This is a genomic window from Paracidovorax anthurii (assembly GCF_003269065.1).
Taxonomy (GTDB): Bacteria; Pseudomonadota; Gammaproteobacteria; order Burkholderiales; family Burkholderiaceae_C; genus Paracidovorax; species Paracidovorax anthurii.
This window is the reverse complement of sequence record NZ_QLTA01000078.1, coordinates 1-16450: the sequence shown is the minus strand read 5'-3', so window position 1 is coordinate 16450 and position 16450 is coordinate 1. Positions and strand designations below refer to the sequence as shown.

13 protein-coding genes are annotated in these 16450 nt (G+C 71.6%); 5 read left to right on the top strand and 8 right to left on the bottom strand.

The features are described 5' to 3' along the window. Positions 1-299 (bottom strand): transposase (locus AX018_RS23135; protein WP_170146326.1); only part of this gene is annotated, 299 nt, incomplete at its 3' end. 162 nt (positions 300-461) lie between these two features. On the opposite strand from AX018_RS23135, the gene AX018_RS23130 reads away from it, so the two are divergent. After that, positions 462-1289, top strand: coding sequence for a proteasome-type protease (locus tag AX018_RS23130; RefSeq protein WP_111882418.1), 828 nt, complete (start codon positions 462-464; stop codon positions 1287-1289). Between the two features lie 34 nt (positions 1290-1323). Further along, positions 1324-2139, top strand: coding sequence for an alpha/beta hydrolase (locus tag AX018_RS23125; RefSeq protein WP_111882415.1), 816 nt, complete (start codon positions 1324-1326; stop codon positions 2137-2139). A gap of 18 nt (positions 2140-2157) precedes the next feature. Here the strand turns inward: AX018_RS23125 and AX018_RS23120 are convergent, their stop codons facing one another. From AX018_RS23120 to AX018_RS23100, 5 genes are read right to left on the bottom strand one after another with little or no spacing between them, the layout of a single operon-like run. After that, a complete protein-coding gene (locus tag AX018_RS23120; RefSeq protein ID WP_111882413.1) occupies positions 2158-2982 on the bottom strand; it encodes an undecaprenyl-diphosphate phosphatase in 825 nt (274 codons plus the stop codon). A 33-nt stretch (positions 2983-3015) separates the two neighbouring features. Further along, a complete protein-coding gene (locus AX018_RS23115; protein ID WP_111882411.1) occupies positions 3016-4506 on the bottom strand; it encodes an efflux transporter outer membrane subunit in 1491 nt (496 codons plus the stop codon). Beyond that, complete coding sequence (locus AX018_RS23110) at positions 4503-7703, bottom strand: efflux RND transporter permease subunit (protein WP_111882410.1); 3201 nt, start codon at positions 7701-7703, stop codon at positions 4503-4505. Before AX018_RS23110 ends, AX018_RS23115 begins: the two co-directional genes overlap by 4 nt. Further along, on the bottom strand, positions 7700-10942 hold the full coding sequence (locus AX018_RS23105; protein WP_170146334.1) for an efflux RND transporter permease subunit: 3243 nt from the start codon (positions 10940-10942) through the stop codon (positions 7700-7702). The genes AX018_RS23110 and AX018_RS23105 overlap by 4 nt, the downstream gene beginning before the upstream one ends. Before the next feature lie 14 nt (positions 10943-10956). Beyond that, positions 10957-12456, bottom strand: a complete 1500-nt coding sequence (locus AX018_RS23100; protein ID WP_111882407.1) for an efflux RND transporter periplasmic adaptor subunit — start codon at positions 12454-12456, stop codon at positions 10957-10959. A gap of 331 nt (positions 12457-12787) precedes the next feature. Between AX018_RS23100 and AX018_RS23095 the strand changes: the two genes are divergently transcribed. From AX018_RS23095 to AX018_RS23085, 3 genes are all read left to right on the top strand, one after another. Then, on the top strand, positions 12788-13099 hold the full coding sequence (locus AX018_RS23095; RefSeq protein WP_111882404.1) for a 2TM domain-containing protein: 312 nt from the start codon (positions 12788-12790) through the stop codon (positions 13097-13099). Between the two features lie 77 nt (positions 13100-13176). Then, on the top strand, positions 13177-14256 hold the full coding sequence (locus tag AX018_RS23090) for a sensor histidine kinase (RefSeq protein ID WP_111882401.1): 1080 nt from the start codon (positions 13177-13179) through the stop codon (positions 14254-14256). 5 nt (positions 14257-14261) lie between these two features. Next, positions 14262-15119 carry a LytR/AlgR family response regulator transcription factor gene (locus AX018_RS23085; RefSeq protein WP_111882399.1) on the top strand — a complete coding sequence of 286 codons (858 nt, stop codon included), beginning with the start codon at positions 14262-14264 and terminating at the stop codon, positions 15117-15119. A 22-nt stretch (positions 15120-15141) separates the two neighbouring features. Here AX018_RS23085 and AX018_RS23080 read toward each other — a convergent pair whose 3' ends face one another. Next, positions 15142-15786 (bottom strand): LysE family translocator, encoded by a 645-nt coding sequence (locus AX018_RS23080; protein WP_111882396.1) that lies wholly within the window; start codon positions 15784-15786, stop codon positions 15142-15144. 389 nt (positions 15787-16175) lie between these two features. Next, a partial coding sequence (locus AX018_RS23075) for an IS30 family transposase (protein WP_111882393.1) occupies positions 16176-16450 on the bottom strand: 275 nt, incomplete at its 5' end.

Here is a 16450-nt window from a genome sequence, read left to right as displayed (position 1 = left end):
CCAGTCTCTCGCGGGCCGCGCCAACCTGATTTTTTTAAAGCCTGCTCCAGCACGCTCACTCCGTGCTGGTCAGGCTCGCTCCACTTGCGCCAGTACGCATAGACGTTGTGCCACTTGGGGAACTGCGGCGGCAGATAGCGCCACTGACAACCCGTGCGAAGCAGGTACAGCACTGCACAGAACACTTCGTACAGGTCCAGCTTGATCGGTTTGGTGCTGCGCCGAACGCTGCGCAGCAGCGGCTCGATCTCGGCAAACTTCTCTCTACTGATGTCGCTTGGGTATGGCTTTCTTTTCACCCCAGGATTGTCGGGGGAGATCGTAAACACGCTCTAAGAATGTCCGTTCATCCATTACCTTGCCGAATGAAATAAATACCCCGGACGCCCGGCCCGGCCCCCGGCCGCGCGCACCCCACTACACTCGGTCCTTCCGTTTTTTTCCTCCCCCACCGTTTCCCCATGACGTACTGCGTCGCCATCAAGCTCAACGCCGGACTGGTCTTCCTGTCCGATTCCCGCACCAACGCCGGCCTGGACCAGATCAGTTCCTTCCGCAAGATGATGATCTACGAGCGGCCGGGCGACCGCTTCATGGTGCTGCTGTCGGCCGGCAACCTGAGCATCTCCCAGTCGGTGCGGGAGATCCTGCAGACCGAACAGCTCGTGGACCGCGACGGCGGCGAGCCCATCACCATCTGGAACGCCAAGAGCATGTTCGATGCCACGCGCGTGCTCGGATCGGCCGTGCGCCACGTGCACGAGCGCGACGGCGCGGCGCTCAAGCGCTCGGGCGTGGACTTCAACGTCTCGATGGTCTTCGGTGGGCAGATCCAGGGCGAGGGCATGCGGCTCTTCCAGGTCTATTCGGCCGGCAACTTCATCGAGGCCACGCCCGAGACGCCTTATTTCCAGGTGGGCGAATCCAAGTACGGCAAGCCCGTGCTGGACCGCGTGCTCACCCCCGAGACGCCGCTGGACGAGGCCGCCAAGTGCGCGCTGGTGTCCATGGACAGCACGCTCAAGTCCAACCTGTCGGTGGGCCTGCCGCTGGACCTCGTGGTGTATGAGGCCGGGCGCCTCGCCACCGACAAGATCGTCTGCATCGACGAGCAGAACCCCTATTTCCGGATGCTGCGCAGCAGCTGGGGCCAGAAGCTGCGCCAGATGTTCGACAGCATCGAGGACCCCGACTGGCACGGCGGCGCCACCGAGGTGCCGATCAAGGCGGAGCCCACGCGCAGCCGGCCCCTGCGCAAGATCGGCACCCCGAGCGACAAGCTCATCTGACCGCCCCACCGAGGGCCGGCGCGCCGCACCCCCGATGATTCCGCTGGTCTTCTCCCACGCCAACAGCTTTCCCGCGGGCACCTACCGCGTGCTTTTCGAGCACCTGCGCGAGCGCGGCTTCGGCGTGGACGCGGTGGAGCGCTTCGGCCACGATCCGCGCTACCCGGTCACGAGCAACTGGCCGGGGCTGGTGCAGCAGCTCGCCGATTTCGCGCGCGGGCAGGCCGAGCGCGCGGGCGGGCCGGTCTTCCTGGTGGGGCACTCGCTCGGGGGGTTCCTGAGCGTAATGGCGGCGGCCCGCCACCCGGACATCGCGCGCGGCGTGGTGATGATCGACTCGCCCCTGATCGGCGGCTGGCGCGCCGGCGCGCTGGGCATGGCCAAGCATGCGCAACTCGTGGGGGCCGTCTCGCCGGGCAAGATCAGCCGCGCCCGGCGCAACCGCTGGGACAACACGGAGGAGGCGCTGGAGCACTTCCGGCGCAAGAAGGCTTTCTCGCGCTGGGACGATGCGGTGCTGCGCGACTACGTGGACCACGGCCTGCGGCCGCACGCGGACGGCGGCGTGGCCCTGCATTTCGACCGCGACGTGGAGACCGCCATCTACAACACCCTGCCGCACAACCTGGGGCGGCTGCTGTCGGCCCACCCGCTGCGCTGCCCGGCCGCCTTCATCGGCGGCCTGGCCTCCGAGGAGTTGCGCCAGGTGGGCCTGGACCTCACGCGGCGCATCACGCAGGGCCGCATCGCCATGCTGGACGGCAGCCACCTCTTCCCCATGGAGCGGCCCCGCGCCACGGCGGCGGCCATCGAGGCGGCGGTGCTGAACCTGGGCGGCGCGGCGCGGTAGGCGCCCGCGCTGCCCCCGCTACGCCGACCAGTTCACCCAGCCCGTCCAGGCGGTGACCAGCACCACCACGCCGAAGACGATGCGGTAGTAGGCGAACGGCACGAAGCTGTGCGTGCTGATGTAGCGCAGCAGCCAGCGCACGCACAGCCACGCGCTGATGAACGAGAACACGAGCCCCACGGCGAAGATCGGCAGGTCGGCCATCGAGAGCAGGTGCCGCTCCTTGTAGAGGCTGTACACGCCCGCGCCGATCAGCGTCGGAATGGCGAGGAAGAACGAGAAGTCGGTGGCCGCCTTGCGCGAGAGGCCCAGCAGCATGCCGCCGATGATGGTGGCGCCGCTGCGGCTGGTGCCGGGCACCATGGCCAGGCACTGCACCAGGCCCACCTTGAGCGCGTCGATGGGGGTCATGTCGTCCACCGAGGCGACCCGCACCGCGCGCGGCGCGCGGCGCTCGGCCCAGAGGATCACGAAGCCGCCCAGGATGAAGGTGGTGGCCACGACCACAGGAGTGAACAGGTGCGCCTTGATGGCCTTGCCGAAGATGAGGGCCAGCACCACGGCCGGCAGGAAGCCGATGAGCACGTTGAGCGTGAAGCGCTGCGCCTGCCGCTGCGTGGGCAGCGCCACCAGCGTCTCGCGGATCTTCTGCCAATAGACCAGGATCACGGCGAAGATGGCGCCGGTCTGGATGGCGATGTCGAAGACCTTGGCCTTCTCGTCGTCGAAGCCGAGCAGCGCGCCGGCGAGGATCAGGTGCCCGGTGGAGGAGATGGGCAGGAACTCGGTCAGGCCCTCGACCACGCCCATGACGGCGGCCTTGGCCAGCAGGATGAAATCCACGGGAATCCTTTGTTGGGGAGAAGCAGCCGGGGATTATCGGGGTGCGGAGGCACCCTGCCGCGCCGCGGCCGCCGCGCCGGCCTCCGTCCAGGGCGCCTGCCAGCCGCCGCCCAGCGCCTGCACCAGCGAGGCGGCGGCCAGCTGGCGGCTCACCTGCAGCTGCAGCAAAGCGCGGCGCGCCGTGAGCGCGGACACCTGCGCGGTGACCACCTCGGTGTAGCCCACCTGGCCCGCGCGGTAGCGGTTGAGCATCTGCTCCTCGGTGCGCTGCGCGGCCGAGACGGCCTCCTGGCGCAGCGGCTCCTGCGCCTGCAGCGTGTTCAGCGCAGTGAGCTGGTCCTCCACGGCCTGGAAGGCGGTGAGCACGGTCTGCCGGTAATTGGCCACGCGCGCATCGCGGGCCGCGCGCGCCTGCTCCACGCGCGCCGCGATCGCGCCGCCGTCGAACACCGTCTGCGCGGCCGAGAGGCCCAGCGACCAGAGCGCGCCCGAGGCGCTGAACAGGTCGGCCACGCTGGTGCCCGAGCGGCCCAGCGAGGCCGAGAGGCTCAAGCTCGGGAAGTACGCGGCGCGCTGCACGCCGATCTGCGCATTGGCCGAGGCCACCGCGCGCTCGGCCGCCGCGATGTCGGGCCGGCGCTCCAGCAGCGTGGACGGCACGCTCGCCGGCACCTCGGGAACGCGCGCCACCCAGGCGCCCGAAGGCAGCGCGAACGCGGCCGGCGGCTGGCCCGCCAGCACCGCGATGGCGTGCTCGTAGCCCGCGCGGGTGCGCTGCGCCGTGGCCAGGTCGGCGCGCGCGTTGGCGAGCTGGGTGCGTGCCTGCAGCACGTCGGACTGCGCGGCCACACCGGCGTCGTAGCGGTTCTGCGCGATGCGCAGGCTGCGCTCGTAGGCCTCCACCGTGGCGCGCAGCAGGTCGGCCTCGGCATCGGCTTCGCGCAGCTGGAAGTACGCGGCCACCAGCGACCCCACGGCCGAGAGCCGCGCCGCCGCCAGATCGGCCTCGCTGGCCTGGGCGCTGGCGGTGGCGTTGTCCACCGCGCTGCCCAGGCGCCCCCACACGTCGGGCGCCCAGCTCGCGGCCAGCGCGCCCTGCGTGGTGGTGCCCCTGCGCGTGGACCCCTCGCCGCCTGCGCGGGTGCCGCTGGCCGACAGGTTCAGGGCGGGCAGCAGCCCGGCGCGCTGCTCGCGCACCACGGCCTGGGCCTGCGCGTAGGCGGCCACGGCGGCGGCGATGTTCTGGTTGGAGACCTGCACCTGCGCGGCGAGGCGGTTCAGCTCCTCGTCGCCGAACAGCGTCCACCAGTCGCCCCGGTCGAGCCCGTCGGCCGGGGCGGCCGGCTGCCACAGCGCGCCGGCCTCCTTGAAGGCGGCCGGCACGGGCGTGGCCAGTGCCGGCGGCTCGTACACCGGCGCCACGGAGCAGGCGGCGAGCCAGGCCGGCAGCAGCAGCGCGAGGCAGGCGGCACGCACCGCGGAGGGCGCGGCGCGGCGCGGAGGGGTGGCAATGGCAGGGTTCATGGTCGTTGCACGGGAGCGGGCAGCGCCGCGGAGTCGGCGGCCCGGCTGAGTTGTCGTTCGTTGGCGCCCGGACGGCGCAGCTTGTCGAGCAGCACGTAGACCACGGGCGTGGTCAGCAGCGTGAGCAACTGGCTGGCGATCAGCCCGCCGATGATGGCCACGCCCAGCGGCTGGCGCAGCTCGGAGCCCTGGCCGAAGCCGATCGCGAGCGGCAGCGCGCCCAGGGCCGCGGCCAGCGTGGTCATCAGGATCGGGCGGAACCGCAGCATACAGGCCTCGCGCACCGCCTCGGTGGCCGTGAGGCCGCGCGCGCGCTCGGCCTCCAGCGCGAAGTCGATGATGAGGATGGCGTTCTTTTTCACGATGCCGATGAGCAGGAACACGCCGATGAGCGCGATGATGGTGAACTGCATCTTGAACAGCAGCAGCGCCAGCACCGCGCCCACGCCGGCCGAGGGCAGCGTGGTGAGCACCGTGACCGGGTGGATCAAGCTCTCGTAGAGCACGCCGAGCACGATGTAGATCACCACGATGGCCGCCAGGATCAGGAAGAACTGCTGCCCCTGCGTCTGCTGGAAGCTGCGCGCCGTGCCCTGGAAGCTGCCGCGCACATTGGTGGGCATGGCGATGTCGGCCTCGGCCTGCTCGATGATCTGCCGCGCCTGGCCCAGCGAGGTGTTGCCGTCCAGGTTGAACGAGATGGTGGTGGCCAGCTCGCCGTCCTGGTGGTTGATGGACGTGGGCGCCGCGCGCTCCACCACCTTCGCGATCGCCCCGAGCGGCACCATGGTGGACGCGGTGTTCGACAGCACCTGGCCGGTGGACGCGCCGCGCTGCCCGGGATTGGCGGACGTGCCCGTGGCGCCCGTGGGATTGGCGGGCACGAAGATGTCCGAGAGCGCCGGCGGGCCGCGCGTGGTCTCGGGCGCCCATTCCATGATGACGGAGTACTGGTTCAGCTCGCCGTAGATGGTGGCGACGGAGCGCTGCCCGAACGCGTTGTAGAGCGCCGCGTCGATGGCCGCGGCGCTCACGCCCAGGCGCGAGGCGCTCGCGCGGTCCACCTCCACGTAGGTCTCCGAGCCGTTGTCGGCCTGGTCGGTGTCCACGTCGGTGAGCAGCGTCTCCTGCTTGAGCCGCTCGGCCAGCCGCCGCGCCCAGACGCGCAGGTCGGCGAGGTTGTCGCTCTTCAAGGTGTACTGGTAGGTCGAATTGCTCGACCGCCCGCCCATGCGCAAATCCTGCACCGGGTTCAGGAACACCTGCAGGCCAGTGAGCCGCGCGAGCTGCGGGCGCAGCCGCGCCACCACGGCCATGCTGGGCTCGTGGCGCTCCGCGACCGGCTTGAGGTTCACGAACATGAAGCCGCCGCCCGCGCGCCCGCCGCCCGAGAAGCCCACCACGGTGTCCACCGCCGGGTCCTTGCGGATGATGTCCAGCGCCTCGCGCAGCTTGCCCGCGAGCGCCTCCGAGGAGATGCTCTGGTCCGCGCGCAGTCCGCCCGCCAGTTGTCCGTTGTCCTGCTGGGGGAAGAAGCCCTTGGGGATGTGGCTGAACAGATAGACGTTGAGCCCGATCACCGCGGCCAGCACCAGCATCACCAGCACCTTGCTCGCCAGCGCCCAGTCGAGCGCGTGGCCATAGCCGCGCAGCACGGCGTCCTGCGCGCGCACGGTCCAGCGGGCGAGGCGGCCGGGGGCGCGGCGCTCGCCCTCGGGCTCCGAGCGCAGCAGCCAGGCGCACATCATCGGCGTGGTGGTGAGCGAGATCACCAGCGAGATGCTCACGGCCACCGAGAGCGTGATGGCGAACTCGCGGAACAGGCGCCCGACCTGCCCGTCCATGAACAGCAGCGGGATGAACACCGCCACCAGCGACAGGCTGATCGAGAGCACGGTGAAGCCCACCTCGCGCGCGCCCCGCAGCGCCGCCGCCATGCGGTCCATGCCGGCCTCGATGTGGCGGCTGGTGTTCTCCAGCACCACGATGGCGTCGTCCACCACGAAGCCGGTGGCCACGGTGAGCGCCATCAGGCTCAGGTTGTTGAGGCTGAAGCCCAGCAGGGCCATGATGCCGAAGGTGCCCAGCAGCGACACCACCGTGGCCACGGCCGGGATGACCGTGGCGCGCGCCTTGCGCAGGAACACGCCCACCACCAGCACCACCAGCGCGATGGAGACCATCAGCGTCAGCTCGATCTCGTGCAGCGATGCGCGGATGGAGTTGGTGCTGTCGGAGGCCACCGCGATGCGGATGTCCTGCGGCAGCTGCGCCTGCAGCGCGGGGATCAGCGCGCGCACACCGTCCACCGTCTCGATGATGTTGGCGCCGGGCTGGCGCGTGATGAGCACGATGATGGCCGGCTCGCCGTTGAAGAGGCCCAGCGTGCGCGTGTTCTCCACGCCGTCGATCACGCGGGCCACGTCGCCCAGGCGCACCGGCGCACCGTCGCGCCAGGCGATGACCAGGTCGGCATAGTCGGCCGCGCGCCGTGACGGCGAGGGCGTGTAGATCTGCAGCCGCCGCCCATCGCTCTCGATGGCGCCCTTGGGCCGGTTGGCATTGGCCGCCTGGATGGCCGCGCGCACGTCCTCGCCGCCGATGCCGTAGCGGTTGAGCGCGAAGGGCAGCAGCTCCACCCGCACGGCGGGCAGCGAGCCGCCGCCGATCTCCACGTCGCCCACGCCCTCCACCTGCGCGATGCGCTGGCTCACCACGTTGGAGACGGCGTCGTAGATCTCGCCGGGCGTGCGTGTCTTCGACGTGAGCGCCAGGATGATGACCGGCGAATCGGCCGGGTTCATCTTGCGGTAGGTGGGGTTGCTGCGCAGCGTGGCGGGCAGGTCGGCGCGCGCGGCGTTGATGGCGGCCTGCACCTCGCGCGCGGCGCTGTCGATGTTGCGGCTCAGGTCGAACTGCAGGTTGATGCGCGCCGAGCCGTTGGAGCTGCTGGAGGTGATCTCGTTGAGCCCCGCGATCACGCCCAGGCGCCGCTCCAGCGGCGTGGCCACGCTGCTGGCCATGGTGTCGGGGCTGCCGCCGGACAGGCTGGCCGAGACGGAGATGGCCGGGTAGTCCACCTGCGGCAGCGGCGCCACCGGCAGCGTGAAGAAGGCAGCGATGCCCGCCAGTGCGATGCCGATGGTGAGCAGCACGGTGGCGACCGGCCGCTCCACGAAGGGGCGCGAGAGGTTCACGGCGCGCCCTCCCCGGCGGCGCGGCCTTCTGCTCCCTCTGCGCCCTTTTCCGCAGTGTCCCCGGGCAGCGCGGGCGCGGCGGCCGTGCCCCGGCCCGTCCAGCGCCGGCCCAGCCGGTCGAAGGCGAGGTAGATCACCGGCGTGGTGAAGAGCGTGAGCAGCTGGCTGAGCACCAGCCCGCCGAAGATCGCAAGGCCCAGCGGCCGGCGCAATTCGGCGCCATCACCCCAGCCCAGCATCAGCGGCAGCGCGGCGAAGAGCGCGGCCAGCGTGGTCATGAGGATGGGCCGAAAGCGCAGCAGCGCCGCCTGGTGGATGGCCTCCTGCGGCCCCAGGCCCTGATTGCGCTCGGCATCGATGGCGAAGTCGATCATCATGATCGCGTTCTTCTTCACGATGCCGATCAGCAGGATGATGCCGATGATGCCGATCACGCCCAGGTCGTTGCCCGTGAGCATGAGCGCGAGCAGCGCGCCCACGCCCGCCGAGGGCAGCGTGGAGAGGATGGTGAGCGGGTGCACGTAGCTCTCGTAGAGCACACCCAGCACGATGTACACGCACACCATGGCCGCGAGGATCAGCCAGAGCTGGCTGGTGAGCGACTTCTCGTAGGCGCCGGCCGCGCCCTGGAACTGCAGCGACAGGCTCGCGGGCAGGCCGATCTCTTTCGCGGCGGCGCGGATCGCATCCACCGCCTCGCCGAGCGACACGCCCTCGGCCTTGTCGAAGCCCAGCGTGGCCGCCGGGTACTGCGCCACGCGCGTGACCTGCAGCGGCGCCGGCTGCTCGCGGATGGCGGCCACGGCCGAGAGCGGCGTGGGCGTGCCCGCGCCCGTGCGCAGGGGTAGCGTGCCCAGCGCCTCGGGGCTCGCGAGGCTGTCCTGCTGCGCCTCCAGGATCACGCGGTACTGGTTGGTCTCGGTGAAGATGGTGGAGACGATGCGCTGGCCGAAGGCGCTGTAGAGCGTGTCGTCCACCGAGCTGGCCGTGACCGAGAGGCGCGCGGCCGTCGGGCGGTCGATATCGACGAAGGCCGAGAGCCCCTGCGCGCCGGCATCGGTGGTGGCGTTGCGCACCTGGGGCACGCTGCGCAGGCGCTCCACGAGCCGGTTCGTCCATTCGTTCACCTCGGCCGAATCGACGCCGCCGAGGGTGGCGCGGTACTCGGTGGAGCCGGTTTCGGCATCGATGGTCAGGTCCTGCGTGGGCTGCAGGTAAAGCGTCACGCCGGCCACGGCCTGCACCCGCTCGCGCAGGCGCTGCATCACCGTCTCCTGGCCGTCGCGCCCGGCCTTCAGGTTGATGAGCATGCGGCCCGCGTTGAGCATGGTGTTGTTGGCGCCGTCCACGCCCACGAAAGAGCTGAGCGAGGCCACATCCGGGTCCTGCAGGATGGCGCGAGCGGCGGCCTGCTGCAGCTCGCTCATCCGAGCGAAGGACACGTCCTGCGCAGCCACCACGCGCGCCTGCAACTGGCCCGTGTCCTGCGTGGGAAAGAGCCCCTTGGGGATCAGCACGTACAGCAGCCCGGTGAGCACCAGCGTGAGCAGCGCCACCACCAGCGTCGCGCCCTGGTGGCGCAGCACCCATTGCAGCCAGCCGTCGTAGCGCGCGATCACGCGGTCGAAACCGCGCTGGATGGCGCCGCCCAGTCCGCGCTGGGCGCCGTGCGGCACCGCCTTGAGCCAGCGCGCCGACATCATCGGCACCAGCGTGAGCGAGACCACCGCCGAGATCAGGATGGTGAGCGCCAGCGTGACCGCGAACTCACGGAAGAGCCGCCCCACCACGTCGCTCATGAAGAGCAGCGGGATCAGCACCGCGATGAGCGACACCGTGAGCGAGATGATGGTGAAGCCGATCTGCGTGGCGCCCTTGAGCGCGGCCTGGAACGGCGGCTCGCCCTCCTCGATGTAGCGCGCGATGTTCTCGATCATCACGATGGCGTCGTCCACCACGAAGCCCGTGGCGATGGTGAGCGCCATCAGGCTCAGGTTGTTGAGGCTGTAGCCCAGCAGATACATCAGCCCGCAGGTGCCGATGAGCGAGATCGGCACCGCGAGGCTGGCGATCACCGTGGCGCGCAGGCTGTGCAGGAAGAAGAAGATCACCAGCACCACCATGAGCACGGCCAGCACCAGCTCCATCTCCACGTGGTGCACCGAGGCGCGGATGCCGGTGGTGCGGTCGGAGAGCACCTCGACGTCCAGGCTCGCCGGCAGGCCGGCCCGCAGCTCGGGCAGCTGGCGCTGGATGCTGTCCACCGTGGAAATCACGTTCGCGCCCGGCTGGCGCTGCACGTTGAGGATGATGGCCGGCGTCAATGTGGCCCCCACGCTCCCGGCTTCGCCTGGTTCGCTGCCCCCCGAGGGGGCCTCCGCTGGCTTGGGGCGGCCCGGCGCGGCGCGGACGCCGGCCCAGGCGCGCAGGCGATCGTTCTCGGCGCCGTTCACCACGCGCGCCACGTCGATCATGCGCACCGGCGCGCCGTTCTTCCACGTCACGACGAGGTTCTTGTAGTCCTCCACCGTGAGGAGCTGGTCGTTGGCGTTGATGGTGTAGGCGCGCTGCGGGCCGTCGAAGCTGCCCTTGGCGCTGTTGGCGTTGGCCGCGGTGATGGCGGTGCGCAGCGTATCGAGGCCGATGCCGTAGGAGGCGAGCGCCTTGGTGTCGGCCTGGATGCGCACGGCCGGCCGCTGCCCGCCCGCCAGCGTTACGAGGCCCACGCCCGGCACCTGGCTGATCTTCTGCGCCAGGCGCGTGTTCACGAGGTTCTGCACCTCGGTGAGCGGCAGCGTCTCGGAGCTGATCGCCAGCGTGAGCACCGGCGCGTCGGCCGGGTTCACCTTGGCATAGACGGGCGGCGCGGGCAGGTCGGTGGGCAGCAGCGAGTTGCCGGCGTTGATGGCGGCCTGCACCTCCTGCTCGGCCACGTCGAGCGCGAGGCCCAGGTCGAACTGCAGCGTGACGATGGACACGCCCGCCGCGCTGGTGGAGGCCATGCGCGAGAGGCCAGGCATCTGGCCGAACTGGCGCTCCAGCGGCGCGGAGACGTTGCGGCTCATGACCTCGGGGCTCGCGCCCGGGTAGAGCGTCTGGACCTGGATGGTCGGGTAATCCACCTGCGGCAGGGCCGACAGGGGCAGGAAGCGGAAACCCACCAGCCCCGCCAGCACGATGGCCAGCATGAGGAGCGCGGTGGCGACGGGCCGCTCGATGAAGGGACGCGACGGGCTCATGGACCGGGCACGCCTCAGGGCTGGCGGGGCCGCGCGGCAGGCGCGGAGGCATCACCCGCGGGGGCGGAGGCCGCCCCGGCAGGCGCGGAGGCCGCATCGCCCGGGGCCGGGCGCATGCGGTGCCCATGCCCGCCCTCGCCCCGCCCTTCCCCGTCGGCGGGCCACGACGCGCCGGAGGCACGCTGGCGGTGCCCGGGCGCGCCCGCGGCCCCGCTGGCACCGCCCTGGGGAGCGCTCGCGCCCTGGAGCTGCACGCGCGCGCCGTCGCGCAGGCGGTCGCCGCCCTCGGTCACCACGCGCTCGCCGGGCTTCAGGCCTTCGGCGATCGCGATCCGCTCCACCGTGGCCTGCCCGCGCCGCACCTTGCGCTGCGTGACCGTGCGGTCCTCGTTGATCACATAGACAAAATCGCCGTTGGCGCCGGTGCGCACCGCCGTCACCGGCACCACCAGGGCCGGCACCTCGCGCAGTTGCAGCCGCACGTTCACGAACTGGTTGGGAAAGAGCCGCCCCTCGGCGTTGCCGAAGCGTGCCTTGGCCTTCACGGTGCCGGTGGAGGTATCCACGAGGTTGTCCAGCGTGGAAAAGCGCCCCCGCGCCAGCTCGGCGGTGCGCGTGCGGTCGCTGGCCGCCACGGCCAGCCCGTCCGCGCCGGCCGCGTCCGCCGCGCCCTGCACGTCGGCCACGCGGTCCTGCGGGATGGAGAACTGCACGTCGATCGGCGCCATCTGCGTGATGGTGGCCAGGCCCGTGGTCTCGCCGGCGGTCACGTAGTTGCCGGCATCCACCGTGCGCAGGCCGATGCGGCCGTCGGCCGGCGCGGTGACGCGCGTGTAGTCCAGGTTGAGGCGCGCGGTGCGCTCCTGGGCGCGGTCGGTCATCACCGTGCCCTCCAGCTGCTTGACCAGCGCGGCCTGCGTATCCACGTCCTGGCGGGCGATGGAATCCTGCCCGAGCAGCGTGCGGTAGCGGTCCAGCGTGAGGCGCGCGTTCTCCAGCTGCGCCTCGTCGCGGCGGCGCGTGCCCTCGGCCTGCATCAGCGCCTGCTCATAAGGGCGCGGGTCGATCTGCGCCAGCACCTGGCCCTTGCGCACCGCCTGCCCCTCGGTGAAGAGCACCTGCGTGAGCACGCCCGACACCTGCGGCCGCAGCGTGACCGTGGCCACGGGCGTCACGGTGCCCAGCGCATCGATGGTGACCGGCAGGCGCGCCATGCGGGCCGTGGCCTCGCCCACCGTCACCTGGGTGCGTCCGCCACCGCCACCGCCGCCGGGGCCCGGTCCGCCGGGCCCCCCGGGTCCGCCCGGCCCGCCCGGCATGGAGAAGCCGGCCCCGGCCGCGGGCGCCTTGGAGCGCTGCACCAGCCACCAGGCGCCGCCGCACAGCAGGGCCACGGCCAGCACCGCCACCCCGGAGCCCAGCCAGCGGGACCGCCGGCTCGGGCGGCGGGTGCCCGCATCGGGGCCGGCGGGAGGGGCGTTCGGGGGGGAGGCGTGCGGATCGTTGGAACTCATGGCGGTCGGTGGGCGGAGTCGGTGGGCGGGGCCGGGTCAGCCGCCCCGGGCAGGGCGGCGGCAGCCTCTCGGCAAGTGGCTTCGATCGTAGAAGCAGAACGTACCGTTTTCCCCAATGCCGTGCGAAGAAACGTAAACCCCGGCCGACCGCCGCCCCCTCCACGCCTCCCGCGCCGCCCTCCAAGGCACCCCGGGGCCGGTGGCGTCCCCCGGCGGGCGCTTCGCGCCGCGCGGGCGGCATTCCGTCGCGGGGCGCTGGTCCCGGGCCGCCCGGGGGGCCACAGTCCCTCCCGACAGCCCCAGCCTCATCCCCTTCACACGGAGAATCGCCATGCACGACGCCCTGCCGGCCGACCGCCGCCACCCCGACACCCTCGAACACCTCGCCCGCCGCCGCGCGCGGTCCCAGTTCGGCTGGCTGGTGCACGCCGGCGTCTATGTCTGCGTGAACCTCGGCCTCGCGGCCCTGGCGGCCTACCAGGGCCGGCACTGGGCCATGTTCCCGGCCCTCGGCTGGGGGCTGGGCCTGCTCGCGCACGGCGTGGCGGTGGGGCTGGGCGGGAGCGGCGCGGGCCTCTACGAGCGCCTGCTGGAGCGCGAACGCGCCGCGCTGCGCCGCCGCGCCGGCACGGACCGGGGCTGACGGGCCGGCCCGCCGCGCGCACAATCCCATCGCCCACGGCCGCCGGCCTTCCCGCGCGGCCTTCCCCATCCCGCCCCATGCAGCATTTCCACCTGCGCCAGTTCCTCCAGCACGGCCTGGCCGTGGCCGCCTTCTGCGCCGCCATCGCCGGCCTGCAGATCGCCTACGGGCGGGGGCCCTGGCACGCGCAGTTCGTGTACTCGTTCTCCATCGGCCTGAACACCTGGCTGCTGATCGAGGCCGGGCGGCTCTGGCTCTCGCGCAAGAGCCCCATCCCCTGGCCGCTGGGCTGGCGCGGCGGGGTGCTGGTGGCGGCGGGCTGCTCGCTCGGCTTCGTGGCGGGCTCGGCCATGGGGGATGCCTACCTCCGGGCCGTCCTGCCGGGCGGCGCCATCCTGCGTCCGGACCACCCCGGCGGGGCCATGACGACCGCCGCGCTCGCCTGCCTGGCCATCTCGTCCTTCTTCTACGCCCAGGGCAAGGCCCGCTACCTGGAGGGCAGGATCGCCGAAGCGCAGCGCGACGCGGCCGAGGCGCGGCTCAAGCTGCTGCAGACCCAGCTCGAACCGCACATGATGTTCAACACCCTGGCCAACCTGCGGGTGCTCATCGCCACCGACCCGCCGCGCGCCCAGGCCATGCTGGACCATTTCATCGCCTACCTGCGCGCCACGCTGGGTGCCTCGCGCACGGCCCGGCACCCCCTGGCCGACGAATTCGACCTGCTGCGCGACTACCTGGAACTGATGGCCGTGCGCATGGGCCCGCGCCTGGCCTACGCTCTGGACCTGCCCGAGGCGCTGCGCGCGGTGCCGGTGCCGCCGCTGCTGCTGCAGCCGCTGGTGGAGAACGCCATCCGCCACGGGCTGGAGCCGCAGGTGCAGGGCGGGCGCATCGAGATCGCCGCGCGCCTGGAGCCGGGCGATCCGCCGCGGCTGCGGCTCACCGTCTGCGATACCGGCGTGGGGCTGGGCGCCGACCCTGCCCACCCTCCCACCCCGGGCGCCGGACGGTTCGGCCTCACGCAGGTGCGCGAGCGATTGGCCACGCTGGGCGGCGCCCACGCGGCGCTGGACCTGGCCCCGGGCGAAGCCGGCGGCACCCGTGCGCACATCACCCTCCCCCTGCTGCCGCAACAGCCCCCTGCACGCTCCTGACCGCCATGCACAACGCCCCCCGCGCCCTGATCGCCGAAGACGAACCCCTGCTGGCCGAGGCCCTGCGCCAGGAACTGGCCCGGGCATGGCCGGAACTGGCCATCGCCGCCACGGTGGGCGACGGCCACGGCGCGGTGCGGGAGACGCTGGCGCTGCGCCCCGACGTGCTGCTGCTCGACATCCGCATGCCCGGCCAGAGCGGGCTGGAGGCCGCGCTGGAGCTGGCCGATGCCTGGCCGCTGGAGGAGGCGCCCTTCCCCGCGCTGGTCTTCGTCACCGCCTACGACCAGTACGCCGTCCAGGCCTTCGAGGCCCAGGCGCTCGACTACCTGCTCAAGCCCGTACAGCCCGCGCGCCTGCGCAAGACCGTGCAGAAGCTGCAGGCGTCCCTTGCGGTGCGTACCCGGCCCGCGCCCGGAGGGAGGCTGCCCGGCGAGACAACGGCCGAGACAGCGGCCGAGGCGCCGCTGCAGGCCCTGCTGGAGCAACTGCGTGGCCTGCTGCCAGCGCCGGCCGCGCTGGCAGACGCGGGGGAACCGCCGCTGGACGTTCTACAAGCCGGCAGCGGCACGCGCATCGACTTCGTGCCCGTGGCCGACGTGCTGGTCTTCGAGGCCGCCGACAAGTACGTGCGCGTGCTCACCGCCGGGCACGAATACCTGGTGCGCACGCCGCTCAAGGAGCTGGCCGCCCGGCTCGCGCCGGAGGCGTTCTGGCAGATCCACCGCGGCACGTTGGTGCGCGCCACGGCCATCGCCTCGGTGGAGCGCGACGAGGCCGGCCGCCTGCACCTGCGGCTGCGCGGGCGCCCGGAGCGCCTGCCCGTGAGCCGCCTGCACGCCCACCGTTTCAAGGCGATGTGAGGCGCGCCGACCAATCAGCCGATCAGCGGTTCGCGGCCAGCAGCAGTCCGCCCGCCCCCATGAAGAAGCCGCCCGTGGCCTTGTTGAGCCGCGCCACGCCGCGCTGCGAGCGGATCACGCGCCGGATCTGCCGGCCGCAGCTGGCATAGACGGCGGTGGAGACGAACTCCGCCAGCAGATAGACCGTGCCCAGCACCAGGAACTGCCGCGCGGCGGGCTGCGCCGGATCGATGAACTGCGGGAACACCGCCGCAAACAGGATGATGGCCTTGGGATTGGTGATGCCCAGCAGGAACTCCTGCATCGCCAGCGCCCGCAGCCTCGGGGGCGCGGCCTGCGGGACAGCGGCCTGCGCGGCCCCCTCGCCGTCCAGCAGGTCCAGCCCGCCGAACTCGCGGCTGTTCCAGGCGCGCCAGCCCAGCCAGAACAGGTAGGCCGCACCCACCCACTTGACGGCGGTGAACGCCGCCTCGGACGCGAGCAGCATCGCCCCCAGGCCCACGGCCGACACCGTGAGAAAGATTGCGAACGCCGCCGCTCGGCCGGTCGTGGCCACCATCGCGGCCCCCACGCCGGCGCGGATGCCGTTGTTGAGGCCACAGAAATTGTTGGGGCCGGGCGTGAGCGCGATGGCCACGGCGACGGGGGCAAACAGGAGGGCGTCCATGGGGGAGGTGCGGAGGGATGGTGGGTGGAAGGATACGCGGTGGCGTATGGTTTGAGGAAGCTTCGGGCGACCCGCCCCTGGCTGTCGCGCCAGAACGCCTGGCTGGCCGCGATCGACGCATCGACCGGGCTGTCGATCACCACCTGGCTGGGCCAGTGGCGCTCGGCGAGTTTTGCAAGGGGCCCTATCAGTTCCTGCAGGACCGCTTTAACCATGAAGGGTGGATAGCGTTTTGAGTCTATGCAATCGTCCGGGATGCGACACGTAGCCCCGATGGTCGGGTTCGCCTCTCCAAATCCTGTGATCAGCCACTGCCATACCACCTGCCCCTGGGCATTAGTCAGGGCGGTCTCAAAACCGAAATGCAACACCCGGCATTTGCTGATCGATTAATGGATTGTCGCGTCGCGTTGCTCGACCATACCTTGCACGAGATCGCGCATAGCTTGAATGGGGCTGCGCCAGTCGAGCGTGGCGCGCGGCCGGTTGTTCAGCAGGTCGGCAATGGAGTCCAGTTCGTCTTGGCTGTAGACCGACAGGTCCGTGCCCTTGGGCAGAAATTGGCGCAGCAGTCCGTTGGTGTTCTCGCAGCTGCCGCGCTGCCAGGGGCTGTGCGGATCGCAGAAGTACACGCGCATGTTGGTGTCGCGCGCCAGTTCGCGAT